Origin of the sequence: Streptomyces sp. NPDC007162 (assembly GCF_040634175.1) — a bacterium.
Taxonomy (GTDB): Bacteria; Actinomycetota; Actinomycetes; order Streptomycetales; family Streptomycetaceae; genus Streptomyces.
In genome coordinates this window covers 1-19880 of sequence record NZ_JBEYFC010000136.1, presented here as the reverse complement: position 1 = coordinate 19880, position 19880 = coordinate 1, and the positions used below count along the sequence as shown (strand labels likewise).

Sequence of the window (19880 nt, the reverse complement as noted above, 5' to 3'; positions counted from 1 at the left end):
GGTCCTGCCGCCGCACTCCCCGAGCAACAAGGCAACTAGAAGGAGAACGTGATGTCTCGCATCGCGAAGGCCGCCGTCGTAGCCCTCGGCACCGGCGCCGTGGTGATCGGCGGAGCCGGCCTGGCCCTGGCCGACGCGGGCGCCAACGGCGAGGCAGTCGCCTCGCCCGGCGTGCTGTCCGGGAACGTCATCGAGGTCCCGGTCAACATCCCGGTGAACCTGTGCGGCGACACCGTCGACGTGATCGGTCTGCTGAACCCGGCGTTCGGCGACCACTGCACCAACGAAGGCCACCTCAAGAGCGGGGACGGCAAGAACGGCGGCTACGGCTCCTGAGCCACCGGCCACGAAGAGCCCCGGCGCCCTGCGCGCCGGGGCTCTTCCCGTCCCCGGGACGCCTCACGCGTACCGGCGGGTCCGGCTCACGCCCTCCCCTCACGCGTACCGGTAGATCCGGCTCACGTCCTCCAGGGACTCGGGGGTGACGTCCCACGGGGGCAGTTTCCCGGTGCGGGCGACGATCCGGCCGTGCTGCGGGTCGCCGGGGCCCGGCGGCTTCGCCGGCAGGTAGCGCTGCCCGCGGTGCCGGGACTTCCAGCGCTCCCACTGGAGGTCGACGAAGGCGTGGTGGAACCAGAAGACGGGGTCGTTGACGGAGGCCCCGCCGGCCATCGCCCCGCCGACCCAGCGGTGCACCCGGTTGTGGTTGTGCCAGGACGCCTTGCCGCTGCCGGCGCCCCAGCCCTCCAGCCTGTTGCGGAAGCCCCGGGTGGCCGTCGAGTCCCACGGCGCGGCGTCGTAGGCGGGGTCCGCCAGCGCCCGGTCGAGTTCGGCCCTGGTGGGCAGGTCGAACGGGTCGCGGGCGCGGCCCAGGTCCCGGGTGAGGAACTCGCCGTCGGTGACACCCTCCCTGATGGTCCAGTGGCCCGCCGCATAGGCGAAGGGACCGGTCATCACCTGCTGGTCGCGGGCCCGGCCGGTCCCGCCGAGCAGGTCCTTCGTCCACGGCACCCCGGACGCCGAACGGTCCCTCGTCCAGTCCCAGTACGGCACCGTCACCGACTGGTCCACCCGGCGCAGGGCACGCTCCAGGTCGAGCAGGAAGCGGCGGTGCCAGGGCAGGAAGGAGGGCGTCATGTGGGCGGCGCGCAGGCCGTCCTCGCCGTCGGGGGTGTAGTACTCGATGTGCGTCCGCACGTAGTCGTCGTACTCGCCCCGCCGCTTGACCTCGAGGAACGCCTGCACGAGCCGCTTGCGCTCGGCGGCGGTCAGCCTGCTGACGTCCTTACGCACGTACGCCATGCGCCGCCCCCGTGTGCATGTGTCCCCCGCCCATCGGGCCCGGCGCCAGATCGCGCAGCCGCTGCCCCGGGCCCATCTCGTCGACGGCCGCCCGGGTCGCCGCCAGCGGCGTGGGGTACGAGCTGTAGTGGTCGACCATGCTGAGCCAGCTGCCGTCGGCCCGCCGCATCAGGTGCAGCGGCCGGCCGTCCACGGTGACCTGCCACTCGCCGTCACCGACGGCCCGTCCGGCCGCCGGTACCAGGGCGCCCCGGATACGGCGGCCGCGGTAGGTCTCGTCGAAGGAGGTGCCCACCGGCCCGTCCGCCGGGAGGGCCGGGCGGGAGGCGGCGACGACCGGGGCGAGGGCCAGGGCTGCCGCGGAGGCGAACAGCCCCCGCGTCAGCTCGCGCCGCGTCGGTCTGCCCGCCGCGGCTCTGCCCGGCCGTCCGGCTCCCGGCTCCGCGCCCACCGCCACACCACCGACTCCGACGACCATGCTCACTCCTCGTCCGGTTCACCGACCTGTGTCGGTACCGGTAACCGTCCGAGGGACCGCCCGGTCACCGCCGCGCCGCCATCCGGCCCACGGAACGGCCGAAAGAGCTCGTACGGCGGACGTCACTTGCCGGGGCCGGCGCCCAGGTCGCCGCCGACGACCGTCTGCAGGACCGGGCCGAGCACGCCGACCTCGGGCATCTTCAGCTGCGGCATGCCGTAGTGCTGCGGGTCGGGCGCGGTGAGGGGGGCGTCCAGGGCCAGGCCGGGGGTGAGGGTGCGCAGGTCGGAGGCGGGGAGGTCGACGCCGACGTGGTCGAAGCCGGGGCCGAGGGCGTGCGGGAGCGGCAGCCTGAGGTCGGCCCCCGGCAGCACGCCGTTCATCGGCACCTGCGGCAGCGCGTGCTCCGGGATGAGCCGGCCCTCGACGTAGCGCGGCGCCTCGGGAACGCCGGGGATCAGCAGCGGCAGCTCCATGCCGAGCTTGGGCATCTCCATGTGGAGGGACTTCTCGACGCCGTCCAGGGGCACGGGGACGGGGACCGTGCCGGTCGCGGCGGCGGGCGTGGCGCCGGCGCCCACGGCGACGGCGACGGCGACGCCCGTGACGACGGCGGCAAGGGTTCCTCGGGTGGTCGGCTTCATGTCAGGTACGGGCCTTTCGGGATGCGAGAGGAGCGACGTCCGTACCGGGTAACGAGCCGAAATCGGCATCAGTTCACAATTCGCCCGGGTGCAGCATTAGTGGGCTGTTCGCCAGTCGGCCGGTGACCGGTCCGCTCTTCGGTGATTCCGGAATTCCACTGTTCAGCTCGTCCAGAAATCCCACCATCGGGTCAGGATCAGCATGCCGACGACGCCGATGTGCAGGACGGGGAGCACCCAGGTGAACTCGTCGAGGAATTCTCGCAGCCACCGCGGCGCGGGCAGGAACCGGTGGCGTACGGCGAAGGAGGTGACGTACCAGAACAGGAGGATGGTGGCGACCCAGGCCAGGCAGCACCACAGGCACAGCGCGTCGATCCGGTACAGCGACTCGAACTGCAGCCAGGACACGAACCCGATGCCGAAGGCGCAGCCGGCGGTGAAGGTGAGCCAGTACCAGGCGGGGAAGCGGGCGCCGGCCAGCAGGCTCATGCCGACGCAGATCACGACGGCGTAGGCCACCAGGCCCAGCATCGGGTTGGGGAACCCGAACACCGAGGCCTGCCGGCTCTTCATCACGCTGCCGCAGGACACCACCGGGTTCAGGCTGCACCCGGGGACGAAGCGCGGGTTCCTCAGCAGTGCGAACTCGTCGAGGGTGATGACCCAGGAGGCGAGCAGTCCGGCCGCGCCCGCGGCCACCGCCAGCAGCGCGAACCCCCGGCCGGCGCCCGCGGTTCTCGCCATCAGCCGCGCAGGCTGCGGGCGGGCAGCACCACGTGGGCGGCGGCCGTCAGGGTCTCCTCGGCCCCGGCGAACTCCTTCAGCGCCTCGGGGGTGACGGGCTTGCCGGGCTCGGCGGCGGGCCAGGGGCGGGTGGTGAACACCAGGTAGGCGTAGCCGCGTTCGCCGACGGCGGCGAGCCACTCCTCGGGCGCGGGGCACTGGGCGTTGAGCGGGGCCAGGCTGAGGACGGCGTGGCCGGCCTCGACGAGCAGGGTGACGGGCAGGCCGGGGCGGTCGGTGCCGTCGACGAGATCGCCGCCGACCGGCAGTCCGTTGTTCTCCAGCAGCGTCCCGACCGCGGTCGCGGCGGCCTCGGGACCGCCCTCGGCGTCACCGAGGGAGTAGGCCAGCAGGTAGGGCATGTCGCTGCCGTCGGGGGCCTCGCCGCTCCAGGCCAGCACGGAGAGGGTGCCGAGGTCGGCGGGGCGGAAGGGGCGGGTCTCGCTTGGGGTTGAGGTCACCGCGCGACCCTATGACGGGCCGTGGGGCGGCCGGGTGCCCGCTCACCCGACCGGCGGACGCCGGCCGGCCGGGCCACACGAACGAGGGACACCCCTCGGTGTCCCTCGAACGGCCCATCGACGGTCCCGGCCCGGGGGCGCCTCAGCTCTGCAGCGGCAGACCGCCCAGCAGCGGGTTGTGCTGGTTGAGGGCGCCGGTCGCGGACTTGACCGCGTTGAGCGGGGAGCGCTTGTTCTCCGTGCTGAGCGCGTTCGACTGGTGCTGCAGCGGCATCGCCTGGTTCAGGTCCAGGCCGTCCTTGGTGAGGGTGTTCACGGCGCCGTTGAGGCTGGTGGGCGTGAGGTCGGCGGAGTTGGAGGCGAACGCGGGCGCGGCGACGCCGACGAGAGCCACGGAACCGGCGACGACGGCGACGGCCTTCAGCGACTTCATCATGTTCCTTTCTTCGGCGGCTTTCGGCAACGCAAGCCGCCCGGGGGAATTCTGACGCCGTGTCTAACGACGTGCGGGCGAGCCGGAAACCCCGTTCTCGGAAGATGTCGGAAGACATCGGAAGACATACGAGTTCGCGGCGACGCGGGGAAAACGGACCGGCCGTCCGCCCACATGACACACGGGCGAACGGCCGGACGGACGGAACAGCCGCCTCAGTCGTTGAGGCAGGTCTCGCCGAAGGCGGGGTTCAGCAGGCCGATCACGTCGACGGTGTCGCCGCAGACGGCGACCGGGACGTGGACCGGAACCTCGATGACGTTGCCGGACACCACGCCCGGGGAGTGGGTGGCGGCACCGTTCGCACCGCTGTTGGCGGCAGCCACACCGGCGCCGCCGGCAACGGCCGCCACGGCGGCGGTGGACAGGACCAGGCCCTTCGCGATACGCGACATGGAGAGGTCTCCTTGGGGTCGAAACAAACATTCGGGCGGATGCCCAGCGCTGTGTCAACGCGTGGCGCCGCCCCGGGTTGTGCCGCCAAAGGAGTGATCTCCGGGGAGCCGCCTTCACCACTCCGACACACTTGTCCGGTTTTGGCGAATTAATACGGATAGCGACTAGAGTTGCCAACCGCCTGACTCACCCGTATTGGCAGCACATCGCACTCTTGCCGTGTCCCTCTCTCCCGGAAAGAGCGAAGCCGGTCATGCGCAATCCCCTGGGCTCGCAGCCGTGCCGTGCGGTGACGAGCGCGCTCGTCGCCGAGCGCTGCCACACGGAGGTACCGCACGCTCGGCCGAACGGGCTACCCGGTCCGCGTGGCGCCGACGGCCGGGCGGGTGCGGTGCCCTACAACAGCGGCCGGAAAGGCATCGGCGGTCCGCTCATCCTCGCCACCGCCGACCGCTCGCCCGCTCCGCTCCGCGACCACGCCGATCCGGTGGAAGGCGTACTCGACTGCACGATCAACGAGCCCGGCCCGGTACGCGCCCCGCGTGAGCCCGCGTACGCCCAGACGCTCGGCCGTGTCCCGGATGTGTTCGATCTCGGCACCGGTCTCGGGCAGGGCGGTGACCAGCCGACCTTCAGGCTCGTTTCCCAGCGCGACGCGGCGTGGGCGGGCGCGCTCCTCGCCGCCGTGGACGTGCAGTAGTGCGGCGCGTTCCCGCCCGCAGTCCCGAGCGCCCCCGTGAGCGAGGAATCCCCGTATGCACCGATCAGCCACCGACCCTCGGCCACGGGTCCTGCACCTGACGCAACCCGTCGAGGGCGGGGTGGCCCGGGTCGTCCTGGACCTGGTGAAGGCCCAGCTCACGGCCGGTCTGCGGGTCACAGTGGCCTGCCCCGGTGGCGAACTGGCGGCCCACGCGCGGGAACTGGGCGCCGAGGTGCGCGGGTGGTACGCCGACCGCTCCCCGGGCGCCGGCCTCCCTGACGAGGTACGACGGCTCGCCCGCCTGCTCGACGAGGTGCGGCCCGAACTGGTGCACGCGCACAGCGCGAAGGCGGGGCTCGCCGGGCGGCTGGCCGTGCGCGGGCGCGTCCCGACCGTGTTCCAGCCGCACGCCTGGTCCTTCGAGGCGGTCGGCGGCGCCACCGCGGCGCTGGCGCTCAGGTGGGAGCGGTGGGGCGCGCGCTGGGCGCACCGAGTGGTGTGCGTCAGCGAGGCAGAGCGCGCGACCGGCGTGCACGCCGGAATCCGCGCCCGCTACACGGTCGTCCCGAACGGCATCGACACCGCCCACTTCACCCCGGCCCCGGCAGACACCACTTGCTCCGCCCCGGCGGCGACCGCCCCCGGCGAGCGTGCTCCCCTCGTCGTCTGTGTCGGGCGGTTGTGCCGGCAGAAGGGGCAGGACCTGTTGCTGCGGGCCTGGCCCGAGGTGCTCCGGCGGGTGCCGGGGGCCCGGCTGGCGCTGGTCGGCGACGGACCCGACCGGGACGCACTGCGCCGGCTCGCCCCCGCCTCCGTCGAGTTCACGGGCGCCGTCGCGGATGCCCGCCCCTGGTACCGGGCCGCCGACCTGGTGGTGCTGCCCTCACGCTGGGAGGGCATGGCACTGGCCCCGCTGGAGGCGATGGCCTGCGGGCGGCCGGTGCTGGTCACCGACGTCGACGGCGCCCGGGAGAGCCTGCCGCCCACGCACGCCGCACACTGCCTGGTCCCGCCGGGACGGCCGGGCGCGCTGGCCGGGGCCGTGGCCGGGCTGCTGCTCGACCCGGAGCTGCGCGCGTCGCTCGGTGACCGGGGGCGGCGGCACGTCCAGTCCACCCATGACGTGCGGCGCACGGCGGAGGCGGTCGCGGAGCTGTACCGCGAACTCCTCGGCGGGCGACCGCCCGTGTCCTTTGAGCGCAGGGAGTCCATCCACTCGTGACCGCGGAAAGCACCGTCCCCTCCCCCGGCCCGCAGCCACGGGACCACGCACTCTCGCCCGTCTCGGTGCTGCCGGCCCGCACCGCCGGCGGCTTCCGGTTCCCGCTGCGGCGCCCGCCCGCCCGGCACGTCTCCCCGTTGCCGCTGCTCGCCGCCGATCTGTGCGCCGCCCTGCTCGGCGCGCTCGCCCTGGACGCGGCCGTGCGCCGGCCCGTGCTGATCGGAGTACTGATGTCCGGGGCGATACTGCTGCGCCCGCCGACGCCCCGGCGGACGGCAGGCGTACTGGACGAACTCCCCGCCGTCTGCGGTCGGATCGCCGTCGTCTGGCTGGGCCTGGCCGCCGCCCTGGCCGCCTGGGACCCGGACCGCGCACTGTCCGCACACGTCCTGCTGCTGGGTTTCGCCCTGCACGCGGCGGCGGCCGGCGCGGGTCGCGGACTGGTCCACCGGCGCCGACGCGTCGCCCTGCTGCGCCGGCCGCGGGCCGCCCTGGTCATCGGCCCCGCCACCACCGCCCAACGGGTCGCCGCCGCCGTGCTGCGCCACCCGGACTGCGGGGTACGCCCGGTCGGCGTGGTCGCCGAGCACCCCGACGGCACCGGGGGCCTGCCCGTGCTCACCACCGGGCAGGAGGTCGAGCGGGCCCTCATCCAGAACGGGGTCCGGGCCGTCCTCACCGTCCACCCCGCCGTCCGCACCGAACAGGGCCCGCTGCTGCGGGCGCTGGCCGAGTCGGGCTGCGTGGTCTGGGAGGTCGACGCCGACTCACCGGCGTACGAGATGCGCGACCAGCTCGCCGGGTTCTCCTGCCGTCGCCTGGACATGGGGGCGCGGCGGCGCGGCAGCGTCGGCAAGCGGATCCTGGACATCGCCGTGTCCGGGGCGGCGCTCGTCCTGGTCAGCCCACTGCTCCTGGTGTGCGCCGCGGTACTGCGTCTCACCGACGGGCCGGGGGTCGTCTTCCGGCAGGAGCGCATCGGCAAGGGCGGCCGCCCCTTCACGCTGCTGAAGCTGCGCACCCACCGCCCGGTCGACGAGCACGAGGCCGCGACCCGCTGGAGCGTCGCGGGCGAGGTCCGGATGAGCCGCTTCTGCCGGTTCCTGCGCCAGACCTCGCTCGACGAGCTGCTCCAGCTGTGGAACGTGCTGTGGGGCGACATGAGCCTGGTCGGCCCGCGCCCCGAACGGCCTTACTTCGTCGGGCAGTTCAGCCAGACCTACCCGGGCTACGCGGCCCGCCACCGGATGCAGACGGGGATCACCGGGCTCGCCCAGATCCACGGGCTGCGCGGCGACACCTCCATCGAGGACCGCGCCCGCTTCGACAACGCCTACATCGACGACTGGTCGCTGTGGCAGGACGTCTGCATCCTGCTGCGCACCGCGGCCGCGCTCGTGCGCTCGACGGGGAGCTGACGATGAGTTTCGCACTGTCGCCGGCCAGGCCGCTGCGGCTGCCGCCGGTCCTGGCCGCGGTCGCCGTCCTCGCGGTCCTCGCGCTGCCGCTCGCCCCGGGCGGCGCGGAGGGCGGCGCAGGACCGGCCGACGCGGTGTCCGCGCTGGTCGTGCTGTACGCCGCGCTGCGAGTGGTCCGGGAGCGGCGCCGCCCGCTGTCCGCCACCGCCGCCGTGGTGCTGGGCATGCCGGTCGTGGGGCTCGCGGTGGCCGCGACGGGCGCGGCCTCGCCGGGGGCGGGGCTGACCGGTCTCGGCCGCTATCTCCAGGTGTTCGTGCTGGTGCCGGCCGCCGTGCTGCTGCTGGTCCGGGACCGGGCCGACTTCCGGCTGCTGGCCTGGTCGTTCGTGGGGCTCGCGGGCTGGCAGGGCGCGGTCGGGGTGCACCAGTACGTCACCGGGACCGGCGCGTCGTACCAGGGCGAGGAGATCCGCGCGGTCGGCACGTTCGGGCCGCAGGACGTGATGGGCATGGCCACGGTGGTGGCCTTCGGCCTGGTGTGCGCGGTGGGGCTGGCCCTGGGGCGGGCGCCGGTACGGCAGCGGGTGGCCGCGGGCGCCTGCGCGCTCGGGCTGCTGGTGCCGCTGGCCGTGTCCTTCAGCCGCGGGGCCTGGATCGCGACGGTGCTCACCTGCGGTGCCCAGCTGGCGCTGGCCGGGCTGCGGCAGGCGCTGAAGGTGGCCGCGGTCGCGGTCGCCGCGGGTGTGGTGCTGGTCGGCGGCTTCGGGGTGGGTACGGCGATGCTCCAGGAGCGGCTCAACAGCATCGGGCAGGTCACGGACGCGCCGGACCAGTCGGTGGTCGACCGCTACACGCTGTGGGCGGCGGCGACCGGGATGTGGCGTGAACACCCGGTCACCGGCGTCGGGTTGAAGAACTTCCCGGCGTACCGGGACGGGCACGCCTCGCTGGCGCTGTCCTCCGGGAGCGACACGGAGGGGGCGGGGGCCGCGTACCGGAAACAGCCGCTGCTGTCGCCGCACAACATGTATCTGCTGGTGCTCAGCGAGCAGGGGCTGCTCGGTCTGCTGGCACTGGGCGGCAGCTGGCTGGCGCTGCTGGTGTGCGGGTTGCGGGGGTGGTGGCGGGTCCGCCGGGACGGCCGGGGCCTCGACTGCGCGTTGGTGGCCTGCGGGTTGCTGATCTGGCAGCTCGTGGACTTCGCGTACGCCGACATCGGAGGGCCGTCGACGGTGCTCACGGCGGTGGTGTTCGGGGCGGTGGCGTGGTGGGCGTTGGTGGGGGCGGCGTGATTCCGGGGGTGCGGGAGTCGGAGGAGTCGGAGGTCGGCTGCGGGCCGGTGGGGGTTGACCGTGCCGGCGCGGCGGAGCCGCGGGTGGCACCGCCCCGCGTCCCTGAGGGGGCGCATCCCTCCCGGGGTTTCCTCGCCAAGGCGGCTTTCGGGACCGCTGTTCTCTCCATTCTCGGGTCGGTGCTCGGGCTCGTCCGGGACCAGTCGCTCGCCCGGCTCTTCGGGGCCGGGCGGGACACGGACGCGTTTCTCGTCGCCTGGACGGTGCCCGAGTTCGCGGCCACGCTGCTCATCGAGGACGGCCTGGCCTTCGCGCTCGTCCCCGCCTTCAGTCTGGCCCTGGCCCGGCGGGCGCAGGGGGCGCCCGGTGACCCCGTGCGGGCCCTGGTCGCCGGGACGCTGCCCAAGCTGGCCCTCGGCTTCGCCGGTGTCGGCGCCCTGTTGATCGGGGGCGCCCCGCAGCTCGTGGAGGTGCTCGCGCCGGGCCTGCGCGACCCCGGGCTCGCCGTCGGCTGCACCCGGTTCACGGCGACCTGCGTGCTGACCTTCGGGCTGGCCGGGTACTGCAGCGCCGCCCTCCGCGCCCACCGGCGCTTCCTCGCCCCGGCCGCGATCTACGTCGCCTACAACACCGGCATCATCACCGCGATGTTCGCGCTCGGCGGTCACTGGGGCGTGCGGTCGGCGGCGTTCGGGGTCGCGGTCGGCGGCGTTCTGATGACCGCCGTACAACTTCCCGTCCTGGTCAAGCAGTTACGGCACGGAGCCAGGGCGTCCGGCGCGGCCGCCGGGGCCGGGACGCAGCCCCTGAACGTCGCGCTGATGGCCACCGTGCTGCTCTTCGCGCTGTGCCGGCAGTCCCAGGTGCTGATCGAGCGGTTCCTCGCCTCGCACCTGGGCTCCGGGGCCATCTCGTACCTCAACTACGCGCAGAAGGTCGCGCAGATCCCGATGACGATGTCGCTGATGCTGTGCACGGTCACCTTCCCGGTGGTGGCCAGGGCGCTGGCCGAGGGCGACACGGAGCGGGCCCGGCTCCGGGTGGAGCGGGATCTCGTCGTGGCCGCGGCCGTCGTACTGCTCGGCGCCGCCGTGGTCGTGGCCTGTGCGCCGCAGCTCATCCGTCTGCTGTTCCAGCGTGGGGCGTTCACGGCCGAGGACACCGCCGCGACCGCCGGGGTGATGCGGGTCTACGCGCTCGGGCTGCTCGGGCAGACCATGGTCGGCGCGTTGGTCCGCTCCTACTTCTCGGCGGGCCGCGCCACCTGGTACCCGGTCGGCGCCATGGTCGCCGGGATCGTCGTGACCTCCTGGATCGGCGCCCTCACGGTCGGCCCGTACGGCGTCACCGGCATCGCCGCCGCCAACGCCACCGGTATCACCGTCACCGCCGTGCTGCTGCTGGCCGGCACCGGCCCGCGCAGCGTCCCGATCCACACCCGGCGGGTGCTGGCGGAGCTGAGCCGGCCGGTGCGGGCCGCCGTGGTCGCGACGGTCGTCGGGACCTTCGCCGCCGGGCGCCCGGCGGATCCGCTGACCGGTCTGGCCGCCGGGGCCACGACCGTGACCGTCGTCTTCGTCCTCCTCGGCTGGGCCCTGGACGCCCAGGGCTTCGCCTCCGCACTCCGTTCCGTCGGCACCGTCACCCGAAGGCTCGCGCATGCCGTGTTCCACTGAGTCCGCAGAGAAGGCCGGCCCCCGCACCGGCCCGGTCCCCTGGGTCGCCATGTACCACTCCGTGGGCGACCGCTCCGACGACCCGTACCGGATCACCGTCACCCCCGAACGGCTGGAGAGACAGCTGAGCTGGGTGCGCCGGCGGGGGCTGCGCGGGGTGTCGGTCGGCGAGCTGCTCGCCGCCCGGGCGCGCGGCGCGGGGCGCCGGCTGGTGGGGCTGACCTTCGACGACGGGTACGCCGACTTCCTGGACCACGCCCTGCCGCTGCTCGACCGCTGGGGCTGCGGCGCCACCCTGTTCGTGCTGCCGGGCCGGCTCGGCGGCAACAACGCCTGGGACCCGCTCGGCCGGCGCAGACCGCTGCTCACCGCCGACGGGATCCGGCGGGCCGCGGCGGGCGGCGTGGAGATCGGCTCGCACGGGCTGACCCACGTCGACCTGACGCGGGCCGACGCCGACACGGTCAAGGCCGAGGTCGCCGGCAGCCGGGCCCTGCTGGAAGACCTGACCCAGACGCCCGTGGCGGGTTTCTGCTACCCGTACGGCGCCGTCGACCGGCGCACCGTCGACGCGGTGCGGGACGCCGGTTACGGCTACGCCTGCGCCATCGACCCCGGCGACCTGAACAGCGTGCACGCCCTGCCCCGCCTGCACATCGGCCAGAACGACAACGCGCTGCGCCTGTTCCTGAAGTACCGGCTGCACCGGCTGCGCCGCCGTCCGGTGGAGGGGGTGTGAATGAAGGCGCTGCACGTCATCACGGGGCTCGGGGTCGGCGGCGCGGAGCAGCAACTGCGGCTGCTGCTCCGCCACCTGCCGGTCCCCTGCGACGTGGTCACGCTCACCAACCCCGGGCCGGTCGCGCACGGTCTGGCCGCCGACGGGGTGCGGGTGGTCCATCTCGGGATGGCCGGGAACCGGGACCTGGCCGCGCTGCCCCGGCTGGTCCGGCTCATCCGCCGGGGCCGCTACGACCTCGTCCACACGCATCTCTACCGGGCCTGTCTGTACGGGCGGATCGCCGCCCGTCTGGCGGGGGTGCGGGCCGTCGTCGCCACCGAGCACTCGCTCGGCGACTCACAGCTGGAGGGCCGTGAACTGACCACCGGGGTACGGGCGTTGTACCTCGCGGGCGAGCGGCTCGGCCGGTCCACGGTCGCCGTCACCCCCACCGTCGCCGAGCGGCTGCGCCGGTGGGGTGTGCCGGGCCCGCGGATCGAGGTCGTACCGAACGGCATCGACCTGGAGCGCTTCCGCTTCGACCCGGCCGTCCGGCAGCGCACCCGGGCCCGGCTCGGGCTCCCCGAGGACGCCTATGTCGTCGGCGGGGTCGGCCGGCTCGCGCCCGGCAAGCGGTTCGACGTCGCCGTCCGGGCCCTCGCCCGGCTCCCGCGCGACCACTGGCTGCTGCTGGTGGGCGGGGGTCCCGAGGAGCACAGGCTGCGCCGGGTCGCCGAGGCCGCCGGGGTCGCCGGCCGGGTGCTGTTCACCGGCGAGCGGCCGTACGTCTCCGCCGGCCCCGAGGACCCCGACCTGCCCGCGCTCACCGCCGCGATGGACGTCCTGGTCTCGCCGTCGGCCGAGGAGGCCTTCGGGCTCGCGGTCGTCGAGGCGCTGGCCGCCGGACTGCCGGTGCTCTACAGCTCCTGCCCGGCCGTCGAGGACCTGCCGGCCGCCGCCGCCCCGGGCGCCCGCCGGGTCCGGGGCGGGGCCGGCGCCTACGCCGAGGCGCTCGCCGCCGTCCGCGCCGCCGGACGCGGTCCGCGCACCGCGCCGGAGGCCGCCCGCCACTACTGCATCACCCGCAGCGCCGCCCAGCTCATGGACGTCTACGCGGCCGCACTCGCCACCACACCCCAGGGAGTCAGTACGCCATGACCGAGAACCCCGTCCGAGCATCACGCCGCTTCGCCCGCGCACTGCCGCCCTGGTCGCTGCTGGCGGCCGGGATCGTCGCGGGCGGCCTGCTGGGCGGCGCCTACGGCGTGGTCGAGCCGGCCACCTACACGGCCACCAGCTATGTCATCGCCGTCCCCACCGAGGGGTCCGACACCGCCACCGCACAGGGCTTCGCGCAGGCCTACGGCCGGGTCGCCACCCAGCTCGCGGTGCTCGCGGACGCCCAGATGTGGGCCGGGGTGCCGGTGAACACCCTGCGGCAGAGCGTGCAGACGGAGACCTCGCCGGACGCGCCGATGGTCGCCGTCTCCGCCACCTCGCCGCACGCCCTGCAGGCCGCCGACATGGCGAACGCGGTGGCCCGCTCGCTCACCCAGCACGCCAACGGCACCAAGGCCGACACCCACGTCGAACTCCTCCAGTTCTCCCGTGCCGCGAAGCCGGCCGCGCCCACCTCGGCATCGCCGAAGGTGACCGGTCTGGTGGGCGCGAGCGCGGGCGGCCTGCTGGCCGGTCTGGTCCTGCTGGTGCGGCCCCGGCGCCGGCCGGAGGAGACCGCGTTGCAGGCCTCTGTCCCCGGTCCGGCCGTCGCCGCCGACGTACACGGCCAGCTGTGACGACGACGGCCCACCGGACCCTCGCCGCGCACACCACCGAACTCGTCACCGACGAGGCCGCCTTCGCCGCCCTGGCCCCCGCCTGGGACCGCCTCTACCAGCGGTGCGGCACGGCCACCCCGTTCCAGAGCCACGCCTGGCTGCACTCCTGGTGGCGCTCCTACGGCGTCCCGGGCCGGCTCCGGCTGGTCCTGGTCCGGCACGGCGGTGAGCTCGTCGGCGTGGCCCCGCTGATGCTGGTGCACCGGCCGCTGCCCGCGCTGGTGCCGCTGGGCGGAGCGATCTCGGACTACGCGGACGTGCTGCTCACCGACGCCGACGACGGCCGGGCGGTCGGCGCCCTCACCCAGGAGCTGGCACGGGCGGCCCGGACGGCACTGATCGACTTCCGCGAGGTGCGGCCGGGCGGTGCGGTGGAACGGGTCTACGACCGCTGGCGCGGACCGTGCCGGAAGGTGCCCGACTCGCTCTGTCTGGAGCTGCCCGCGGTGTCGATGGAGGAGCTGGTCACCCGGCTGCCGTCGAACAAGGCCCAGCGGGTGCGCGCCAAGCTGCGCAAGCTGGGCTCCCTCGGGGTGCGCCGGGACGCCGTACCGCCGGAGGACGTCGACGCGGCGCTCGGCCGGCTGCTGGAACTGCACCGGCTCCAGTGGCAGGGGCGGAAGGTGACCACCGAGCACCTCCAGCCCCGCTTCCGGGAGCATCTGGTGCGCTCGGTGGGGCCGATGGTGCGCTCCGGGGACGCGGTGGTCACCGAGTTCAGGCTGGACGAGGAGGTGGTCGCCGTCGACCTGACCCTGCTGTCGCCCAGCCTGGCCGGCGGCTACCTCTACGGGGCGCATCCGCGGTTGCGGGAGCACAAGGCGGACGTGGCCGTGATGCTGCTGGACGCCTGCACCCAGCACACCGGCACCAGCGAGCGGGGCGCGCTGAGCCTGCTGCGCGGCGACGAGCCGTACAAGCACCACTGGCGGCCCCGGCCGGTCGTCAACCAGCGGCTGCTGCTGGCCCGGCGGCGCACCGCCCCGCTGCTGACGGCGGCACTGTGCGACGCCGCCGCCCGGCAGCGGGTCAAGGAGGTGCTGCGTCGTTGGAAGGAGCACCGGCAGGACTAGTCCCGCACGGGTGGTCACCAGTCGAGGCCGACGCAGAGCTCCCCGCCGAGCCAGTACTCGACCCAGTCGCCCAGGTCCATGAGGGTGCAGTCGGGCGAGGGCGTGGTGGCGGTGGGCACGGGCACCGGGGTCGGGAGCTGTGTCTGGGGCGGTGTCGAGGTCGGGGCGTGTGTCGCGGTCGGGGTCTGGGTCGGGGCGTCGGTTCTGCCGAACAGCTCGGAGCGGTAGATCCGCGAGGAGCGCGGGTTGGCCGAGCACTGCCAGACACCGTGCGGGCAGTAGTCGGTCAGCGTGTTGTACAGCGGCTTGTGCTCGTCCAGCCAGGCGAGCATCCGCCGCATGTACTCGGGGTCGTCGCCGTTGCGGAAAAGGCCCCATTCCGGATAGGAGATGGGTTTTCCGTGCGCCTTCGCGAAATCCACGTGCTGCTGGAGTCCGTAGGGCTCCCGCACCTGTTCGTCGAAGGAAAGCCCGGTCGGCTGGTCGTACGAATCCATGCCGATGACGTCGACCGTGCTGTCCCCGGGATAGCACTCCGTCCACGGTACGGCGTCACGGCCCCGGCTCGGCGTGAAGTCGAACCGGAATTTCTGGCCCGGCACCGCGCGCATGGTGGTGACGATCCGGTTCCAGTACGTCTTCCAGGCCTCCGGGTCCGGCCCGCAACGATGGGTGTAGGTAATGCCGTTCATCTCCCAGCCGAGCACGATGACCGTGTCCGGCACGCGCAGCTCCACCAGCCGTTCGGCCAGGGCCCGGAAGTGCTGGTCGAACTCGCCGGCGGCGCCCCGCCGCAGCAGCGAGCGGACCTCGCCGTCCCCGATGCCGTCCTCGTTGCGCTCCTGCATCGGCACGTTGAGGACGAGCATCCGGTCGGCCCGCTGCCGCCGCCAGTGCGCCCAGACGTCCAGGAAGCCGGGGGCGCCCTCGATGTCGGACCAGCGGTCGCCGGGCAGGTAGGTGTGCGCGACCTTGAGCTCGGTGCCCCCCAGCCAGCTGCTCAGCTGTGCCATGCGGGCCACCCCGAGCGGCCCGGAGTCGAGGAAGGCACCGAAGGCCGGCGGGGTGGCCCGGACGGAGCCGGCCGCGGACGGCGTGGGACTGGCCGGTACCGGCAGAGGAGCCGCCGACGGCGGGACGGACGTCGTGGGGGTGGCGGCCGGGACGGGCGTGGCGGCCGGGGTCGGGGGGACGACCCGCACCACCCCCGGCCCCGCGGCGAAGCCGAGACCGGCCGTCAGGGTCGCCGAGGCGACGACCGCCACCGCGACCACGGCCACACGGGACGACCGGAAACTGGGCCGCTTTCTGCGCTGTGGAGCCATTACCGCTCCTTTCTCCACCGGTACTGACACTCAGTCATATCAATATGAATTCCGCCAGTGCGGCTGCGGCTTTCGGGTGCCCCGGGCGCCCGCACGGGTGAACCGACGCAAAGGAAAAGGTCCGTGTCCCTGCTGGACGTACGGGTCCCCGCGGTGCTGCTGCGGATCGACCGGAATCCCTTTCACCACGGCACTCTGGGAGCCGTACGCTCTCTCGGAAGAGCCGGTGTCGACGTCCACGTGGTCGCCGACTCCGCCGGCAGTCCGGTCCGCAGTTCCCGGTTCGTACGGGAGCTGCATCCGCCGCCGGCGCCGGGCGCGTCGGCCACCGAGATCGTGGCCGTGCTGCGCCGGGTGGCAGCGCGGATCACCCGTCCTGCGGTGCTGATCCCGATGGACGACGCGAGCGCGATCGCGGTGGGCCGGTTCCGCGAGGATCTGGCGCCGGACTACCTGCTGCCGCGGCAGCCCGGCGCGCTGCCCGAACGTGTCGCCGACAAGGCGGAGTTGGCCGAGGTGTGCGCGGCGGCCGGGATCCCGCACCCCGGGACGCTGGTCCCGGACAGCGCCGAGCAGGCGGCGGCCGCCGCCTGGCGGCTGGGGCTGCCGGTGGTCGCCAAGTGGAGCCGGCCCTGGCTGGTGCCGGCCGGGGCCGGACTGCGCAGCACGGTCGTGGTGCGCTCGGCACGGGAGGCGCGGGAGCTGTTCCTGCGGGCCGAGGAGGCGGGCAGCAGGCTGCTGCTCCAGGAGTTCCTGCCGCCCGGCCCGGACCGCGACTGGTTCTTCCACGGGTACGCCGACCGCACCGGGGCGGTGCGCGCGGGCGGGGCCGGCCGCAAGCAGCGGTCCTGGCCGCGCGACGCCGGACTGACCGCGGTGGGCCGGTGGACGCCGAACGCGCAGGTCCGGACACTGGCCGAGCGGCTCATCGGCGAGCTGGGCTTCCGGGGCATCTTCGACCTGGACTTCCGCCGCTGCGGCAGCACCGGCCGCTACCACCTGCTCGACTTCAACCCGCGCCCGGGCGCACAGTTCCGGCTCTTCGCCGACAGCGCCGGGCTGGACGTCGTACGCGCCCTGCACCTGGACCTGACCGACCGTCCGCTGCCGGCCGGGGTACCGCTGGCCGGGCGGGCGTTCGTGGTGGAGAACTACGCGCCGCTGAGCGCGCTGCGCCCGGCGCCGGGCGGCCGGGAACTGGCCTGGAGTGCCTCGGACGACCGGGGACCGGCCCTGGCGATGTGGGCGCTGTGGGGCCGCCACGTGACGGAGCGGCTCCTCGACCGGCTCCTGGAGCGGCTGCGCCGCGGGGCGGCCGGTCCGGTGGGGATCGCGCACTCCCCCGTGGTCCGGCAGGCCGGCGAGCCCACCGTGGCCGCCGCCCCGGCCGAGGAACTCTCCGGGGTGTCCGGCCTGCCCGGCCCGCCCGACCTGTCCGGTGAGGAGAAGGCGAGCAGGTGCTGAGGTACGGCCTGCCGGCGGTGGGCGCGGGTGCGGGCGTTCGGCCGCCCGATGGCGCCCTGACGCGCCCTGGGCGCCCAACCTGTGGGCCGCGGGGGCCGGTTGGCATCTTGTACGTGTACTGCGCGGGCCGGGGTGTCCCGGCGGGGCGACGGGAGTCCGCACCGGACGCGATGGGAAGCTGACGGACGGGTGCCGGGCGTTTGGGGCGTCCGGCACCCGGTTTCCGCTACGGCCGGCGCGATGCGGCCCGGCCCCGGCGGAACAGGAACGCCCCGGCCGCGATCAGCGCGGCGCTGGCGCCCGAGGCCGCGATCATGGCCGCACTGCCGGTGTGCGGCAGGGTGGGCCGGTGGTGGTACCCGTGGTGGGGCGGCTTCGGCGGGTGCGTGTACGGAGGGGGCGACGTCGGGGGTGGAGACGTCGGGGGTTTCGTGGTCGGCGGAGGCGACGTCGGCGGCTTCGTGGTCGGCGGCGGGGAGGTGTGCGGGGGCTTGGTGTGGTCGCCGTAGCCGGGCGGGGTGTGGTCGCCGTAGCCGGATGGGGTGTGGTCGCCGTATGCGGACGGAGACTGCTCGCCGTACGCGGACGGAGACTGCTCGCCGTACGCGGGCGGGGTGTGGTCGCCGTATGCGGAGGGGGACTGTTCGCCGTACGCGGGCGGAGACTGCTCGCCGTACGCGGGCGGGGTCTCCTCGCCGTAACCGGTGGGCGCCTTGTCGCCGTAGGCGGGGGATGTCTCACGGCTGCCGGACGGCGGGGTGGTGCCCGACTCGCTGCCGGAGGTCGCCTCGGGCCCGTGCCCCACGGTGCCGCCGACCTGGATCCCGGTGCCCGAGTCGTCGCGGCCCGAGTCGCCGTGGCCGGCCTTGATGCCGGCGGCCTCCTCGGCGGCGGCCCCGGCACGGTCGGCCGCCTCGTGAGCAGCCTCCACGGAGCCGGTCTCGACACGGTCGGCCTGCTCGGGGCCCGCGACCTGCCGGGCGGCGGCCTCGGCACGGTCGGCCGCCTCGTGAGCAGCCTCCTCGGCGACGGCCCCGGCACGGTCGGCCGCCTCGTGAGCAGCCTCCTCGGCGGCGGCCTCGACACGTTCGGCCACCTCGCGGCCGGCCTCGGCGGGAGCGGCGACCTCGTGAGCGGCCTCCGCCGGAGCGGCCTCGACGCGGTCGGTCTTCTCGGGGGCCGCCGGTTCGGGAGCGGCGGCCTCGGGGGCGGCGGACTTCTCGGGGGCGCGGTCGGCGCTGTGCTCGTCCGAACCCGAGCCGTTCGCACAGGAGTTGCCGCAGGCACCGGCCGGAACGCCCGCCGGTCCATGGGCGTCGCTGCCGGACACGACACCCGGCGGGCCGGCTGCGGCCCCGGTCGCGTCCGTGCCCGCGAGCGCGGGACTGCCGTACAGGGACAGGATGCTCGTCGCGGCGGCGGCCGCGAGCATCCCCCTGCTGAGGGTCTGTCGCAATCTCGTGGTCTTCCTGCTTGAAGAAGTGGGAAAGGCCGGCCTCGGAACGCAGATGCGAAGAATCGACGATCCGAGGCCGGCCGTGACAGCCGGGAGGCTGGTGAGCTGAGTGACGTCGTCAGCTGTTGGCGCAGGTGGCGGCGAGCGCCGGGTTCAGCAGCGCGATGACGTCGACGGTGTCGCCGCACGCCTCGACCGGGATGTGGACCGGAACCTCGATCACGTTGCCGGAGACAACGCCCGGAGAGTTGGCGGCGGCGCCCTCCGCACCGGCACTGGCGAAGGCGGGGATGGCACCGCCCAGCGCCAGGAGCGCGCCGGCGACCACAGCAGCGGTCTTCTTCATGAACTTTCCCTTCTCTGCGGTCATGCCCGTATGTCGGCCGAAACCGAGCGAGCACAGCATGAACGGCTCGCACCATGACCGGCAGGCTGTAGAACGAGGAATAGACAGCCGAAGAAACTGAGGAACGCGTGCCGTCGGTCAATTCACTCGAACGCACTCCGAGAATTGACACAAAGAGCGGAAACGCTTCTGCTGACAGCGGAAATCAACCGGACATGACGAAAGCCCGCCCGGGCGGCGCAAGAACGCGCACCGCCCGGACGGGCTCCACGGGACCGGGGTCACTGGTTGGCGACGCCGTTGGCCGCGAGGACCGAGATGTCGTCCAGGACGTGCGAGACCGGCTCGTCACCCTTGGCCTGGGTGGAGTTCTCGGCGCACTGCTGGTTCTGCGGCGCGGACAGGACCGGAATGTCCTGGGCCACGCCGACGGCGGCGATGAGGCCGAGGATGCCCTGGGCGTTCGCCTTCACCGGGAGGCCGACGCAGAGCTTGTTGAGCGAGCTCTGGACCAGGGTGGCCTGCGGGCTCATCTTGCCCTTGGTCACCTGGTTGCCGAACGTCTCGGTGGCCCCGTTGCCGCTGGCGGAGGTGGTGCCGCGGTCGTTCCCGGTGGCAAGCGCCTGGGGGGCTGCCGCCGCCGACACGCCTACGACGGACACGGCGACCGCCGCCGCGGCCATTGCCTTCTTCAGCATTTCGCTTTTCCTTTCCTGGCTCCAGGCCAAGACGGACGTTCCTGTCCGGCATCAACCCCCTGCAACCGGATTGGTTGCGGCACGGAGC

The 19880-nt window shown here is 74.0% G+C and carries 22 protein-coding genes; 11 read left to right on the top strand and 11 right to left on the bottom strand.

Going from position 1 to position 19880, the window contains the following annotated elements:
* Positions 1-51: 51 nt before the first annotated feature.
* Entirely contained in the window at positions 52-336 is a 285-nt protein-coding gene (locus tag ABZ646_RS18455) for a chaplin (protein ID WP_360519741.1), read from the top strand.
* 99 nt (positions 337-435) lie between these two features.
* On the opposite strand, the gene ABZ646_RS18450 is transcribed toward ABZ646_RS18455, so the two are convergent.
* From ABZ646_RS18450 to ABZ646_RS18420, 7 genes are all read right to left on the bottom strand, one after another.
* The gene (locus ABZ646_RS18450) at positions 436-1302 is read right to left on the bottom strand and encodes a tyrosinase family protein (RefSeq protein ID WP_360519739.1); all 867 of its coding nucleotides are present in this window, start codon (positions 1300-1302) and stop codon (positions 436-438) included.
* The gene (locus tag ABZ646_RS18445; RefSeq protein ID WP_360519737.1) at positions 1286-1780 is read right to left on the bottom strand and encodes a tyrosinase family oxidase copper chaperone; all 495 of its coding nucleotides are present in this window, start codon (positions 1778-1780) and stop codon (positions 1286-1288) included. Before ABZ646_RS18445 ends, ABZ646_RS18450 begins: the two co-directional genes overlap by 17 nt.
* Before the next feature lie 122 nt (positions 1781-1902).
* Entirely contained in the window at positions 1903-2424 is a 522-nt protein-coding gene (locus ABZ646_RS18440) for a hypothetical protein (protein ID WP_360519735.1), read from the bottom strand.
* A gap of 162 nt (positions 2425-2586) precedes the next feature.
* On the bottom strand, positions 2587-3171 hold the full coding sequence (locus ABZ646_RS18435; RefSeq protein WP_360519733.1) for a vitamin K epoxide reductase family protein: 585 nt from the start codon (positions 3169-3171) through the stop codon (positions 2587-2589).
* On the bottom strand, positions 3171-3671 hold the full coding sequence (locus tag ABZ646_RS18430) for a DUF5949 family protein (RefSeq protein WP_360519731.1): 501 nt from the start codon (positions 3669-3671) through the stop codon (positions 3171-3173). The genes ABZ646_RS18435 and ABZ646_RS18430 overlap by 1 nt, the downstream gene beginning before the upstream one ends.
* A 142-nt stretch (positions 3672-3813) precedes the next feature.
* A complete protein-coding gene (locus ABZ646_RS18425; protein ID WP_360519745.1) occupies positions 3814-4104 on the bottom strand; it encodes a hypothetical protein in 291 nt (96 codons plus the stop codon).
* 215 nt (positions 4105-4319) lie between these two features.
* Positions 4320-4559, bottom strand: coding sequence for a chaplin (locus ABZ646_RS18420; protein WP_360519729.1), 240 nt, complete (start codon positions 4557-4559; stop codon positions 4320-4322).
* 254 nt (positions 4560-4813) lie between these two features.
* On the opposite strand from ABZ646_RS18420, the gene ABZ646_RS18415 reads away from it, so the two are divergent.
* From ABZ646_RS18415 to ABZ646_RS18375, 9 genes are read left to right on the top strand one after another with little or no spacing between them, the layout of a single operon-like run.
* Positions 4814-5260 (top strand): hypothetical protein, encoded by a 447-nt coding sequence (locus ABZ646_RS18415; protein WP_360519727.1) that lies wholly within the window; start codon positions 4814-4816, stop codon positions 5258-5260.
* Between the two features lie 55 nt (positions 5261-5315).
* Positions 5316-6485, top strand: coding sequence for a glycosyltransferase family 4 protein (locus ABZ646_RS18410; RefSeq protein ID WP_360519725.1), 1170 nt, complete (start codon positions 5316-5318; stop codon positions 6483-6485).
* Positions 6482-7903, top strand: a complete 1422-nt coding sequence (locus ABZ646_RS18405; protein WP_360519723.1) for an exopolysaccharide biosynthesis polyprenyl glycosylphosphotransferase — start codon at positions 6482-6484, stop codon at positions 7901-7903. Before ABZ646_RS18410 ends, ABZ646_RS18405 begins: the two co-directional genes overlap by 4 nt.
* Before the next feature lie 2 nt (positions 7904-7905).
* Complete coding sequence (locus ABZ646_RS18400; protein ID WP_360519721.1) at positions 7906-9195, top strand: O-antigen ligase family protein; 1290 nt, start codon at positions 7906-7908, stop codon at positions 9193-9195.
* A 47-nt stretch (positions 9196-9242) separates the two neighbouring features.
* Positions 9243-10871, top strand: a complete 1629-nt coding sequence (locus ABZ646_RS18395) for a lipid II flippase MurJ (RefSeq protein ID WP_360519743.1) — start codon at positions 9243-9245, stop codon at positions 10869-10871.
* Complete coding sequence (locus ABZ646_RS18390; RefSeq protein ID WP_360519719.1) at positions 10855-11610, top strand: polysaccharide deacetylase family protein; 756 nt, start codon at positions 10855-10857, stop codon at positions 11608-11610. The genes ABZ646_RS18395 and ABZ646_RS18390 overlap by 17 nt, the downstream gene beginning before the upstream one ends.
* A complete protein-coding gene (locus ABZ646_RS18385) occupies positions 11611-12750 on the top strand; it encodes a glycosyltransferase (protein ID WP_360519717.1) in 1140 nt (379 codons plus the stop codon). It begins immediately after the preceding gene.
* Positions 12747-13388, top strand: coding sequence for a lipopolysaccharide biosynthesis protein (locus ABZ646_RS18380; RefSeq protein WP_360519715.1), 642 nt, complete (start codon positions 12747-12749; stop codon positions 13386-13388). The genes ABZ646_RS18385 and ABZ646_RS18380 overlap by 4 nt, the downstream gene beginning before the upstream one ends.
* Complete coding sequence (locus tag ABZ646_RS18375; protein WP_360519713.1) at positions 13385-14503, top strand: GNAT family N-acetyltransferase; 1119 nt, start codon at positions 13385-13387, stop codon at positions 14501-14503. The genes ABZ646_RS18380 and ABZ646_RS18375 overlap by 4 nt, the downstream gene beginning before the upstream one ends.
* 14 nt (positions 14504-14517) lie before the next feature.
* Here ABZ646_RS18375 and ABZ646_RS18370 read toward each other — a convergent pair whose 3' ends face one another.
* On the bottom strand, positions 14518-15828 hold the full coding sequence (locus ABZ646_RS18370; protein ID WP_360519711.1) for a glycosyl hydrolase: 1311 nt from the start codon (positions 15826-15828) through the stop codon (positions 14518-14520).
* A gap of 123 nt (positions 15829-15951) precedes the next feature.
* On the opposite strand from ABZ646_RS18370, the gene ABZ646_RS18365 reads away from it, so the two are divergent.
* Entirely contained in the window at positions 15952-17292 is a 1341-nt protein-coding gene (locus ABZ646_RS18365; protein WP_360519709.1) for an ATP-grasp domain-containing protein, read from the top strand.
* A gap of 226 nt (positions 17293-17518) precedes the next feature.
* On the opposite strand, the gene ABZ646_RS18360 is transcribed toward ABZ646_RS18365, so the two are convergent.
* The 3 genes from ABZ646_RS18360 to ABZ646_RS18350 all read right to left on the bottom strand — a co-directional run bounded on the left by ABZ646_RS18360 (position 17519) and on the right by ABZ646_RS18350 (position 19792).
* Positions 17519-18748, bottom strand: coding sequence for a chaplin family protein (locus ABZ646_RS18360; protein WP_360519707.1), 1230 nt, complete (start codon positions 18746-18748; stop codon positions 17519-17521).
* A gap of 118 nt (positions 18749-18866) precedes the next feature.
* Positions 18867-19118 carry a chaplin gene (locus ABZ646_RS18355; RefSeq protein ID WP_360519705.1) on the bottom strand — a complete coding sequence of 84 codons (252 nt, stop codon included), beginning with the start codon at positions 19116-19118 and terminating at the stop codon, positions 18867-18869.
* A gap of 257 nt (positions 19119-19375) precedes the next feature.
* Positions 19376-19792 carry a rodlin gene (locus ABZ646_RS18350; protein WP_360519703.1) on the bottom strand — a complete coding sequence of 139 codons (417 nt, stop codon included), beginning with the start codon at positions 19790-19792 and terminating at the stop codon, positions 19376-19378.
* Between the last annotated feature and the right edge of the window lie 88 nt (positions 19793-19880).

What these genes read in the sequence shown, in the direction of transcription:
- ABZ646_RS18455 (WP_360519741.1), top strand. Translation starts at nt 52, where the DNA reads ATGTCTCGCATCGCGAAGGCCGCCGTCGTAGCCCTCGGCACCGGCGCC.
- ABZ646_RS18450 (WP_360519739.1), bottom strand. Translation starts at nt 1,302, where the DNA reads ATGGCGTACGTGCGTAAGGACGTCAGCAGGCTGACCGCCGCCGAGCGC.
- ABZ646_RS18445 (WP_360519737.1), bottom strand. Translation starts at nt 1,780, where the DNA reads ATGGTCGTCGGAGTCGGTGGTGTGGCGGTGGGCGCGGAGCCGGGAGCC.
- ABZ646_RS18440 (WP_360519735.1), bottom strand. Translation starts at nt 2,424, where the DNA reads ATGAAGCCGACCACCCGAGGAACCCTTGCCGCCGTCGTCACGGGCGTC.
- ABZ646_RS18435 (WP_360519733.1), bottom strand. Translation starts at nt 3,171, where the DNA reads ATGGCGAGAACCGCGGGCGCCGGCCGGGGGTTCGCGCTGCTGGCGGTG.
- ABZ646_RS18425 (WP_360519745.1), bottom strand. Translation starts at nt 4,104, where the DNA reads ATGAAGTCGCTGAAGGCCGTCGCCGTCGTCGCCGGTTCCGTGGCTCTC.
- ABZ646_RS18420 (WP_360519729.1), bottom strand. Translation starts at nt 4,559, where the DNA reads ATGTCGCGTATCGCGAAGGGCCTGGTCCTGTCCACCGCCGCCGTGGCG.
- ABZ646_RS18415 (WP_360519727.1), top strand. Translation starts at nt 4,814, where the DNA reads ATGCGCAATCCCCTGGGCTCGCAGCCGTGCCGTGCGGTGACGAGCGCG.
- ABZ646_RS18410 (WP_360519725.1), top strand. Translation starts at nt 5,316, where the DNA reads ATGCACCGATCAGCCACCGACCCTCGGCCACGGGTCCTGCACCTGACG.
- ABZ646_RS18400 (WP_360519721.1), top strand. Translation starts at nt 7,906, where the DNA reads ATGAGTTTCGCACTGTCGCCGGCCAGGCCGCTGCGGCTGCCGCCGGTC.
- ABZ646_RS18390 (WP_360519719.1), top strand. Translation starts at nt 10,855, where the DNA reads ATGCCGTGTTCCACTGAGTCCGCAGAGAAGGCCGGCCCCCGCACCGGC.
- ABZ646_RS18385 (WP_360519717.1), top strand. Translation starts at nt 11,611, where the DNA reads ATGAAGGCGCTGCACGTCATCACGGGGCTCGGGGTCGGCGGCGCGGAG.
- ABZ646_RS18380 (WP_360519715.1), top strand. Translation starts at nt 12,747, where the DNA reads ATGACCGAGAACCCCGTCCGAGCATCACGCCGCTTCGCCCGCGCACTG.
- ABZ646_RS18370 (WP_360519711.1), bottom strand. Translation starts at nt 15,828, where the DNA reads ATGGCTCCACAGCGCAGAAAGCGGCCCAGTTTCCGGTCGTCCCGTGTG.
- ABZ646_RS18355 (WP_360519705.1), bottom strand. Translation starts at nt 19,118, where the DNA reads ATGACCGCAGAGAAGGGAAAGTTCATGAAGAAGACCGCTGCTGTGGTC.
- ABZ646_RS18350 (WP_360519703.1), bottom strand. Translation starts at nt 19,792, where the DNA reads ATGCTGAAGAAGGCAATGGCCGCGGCGGCGGTCGCCGTGTCCGTCGTA.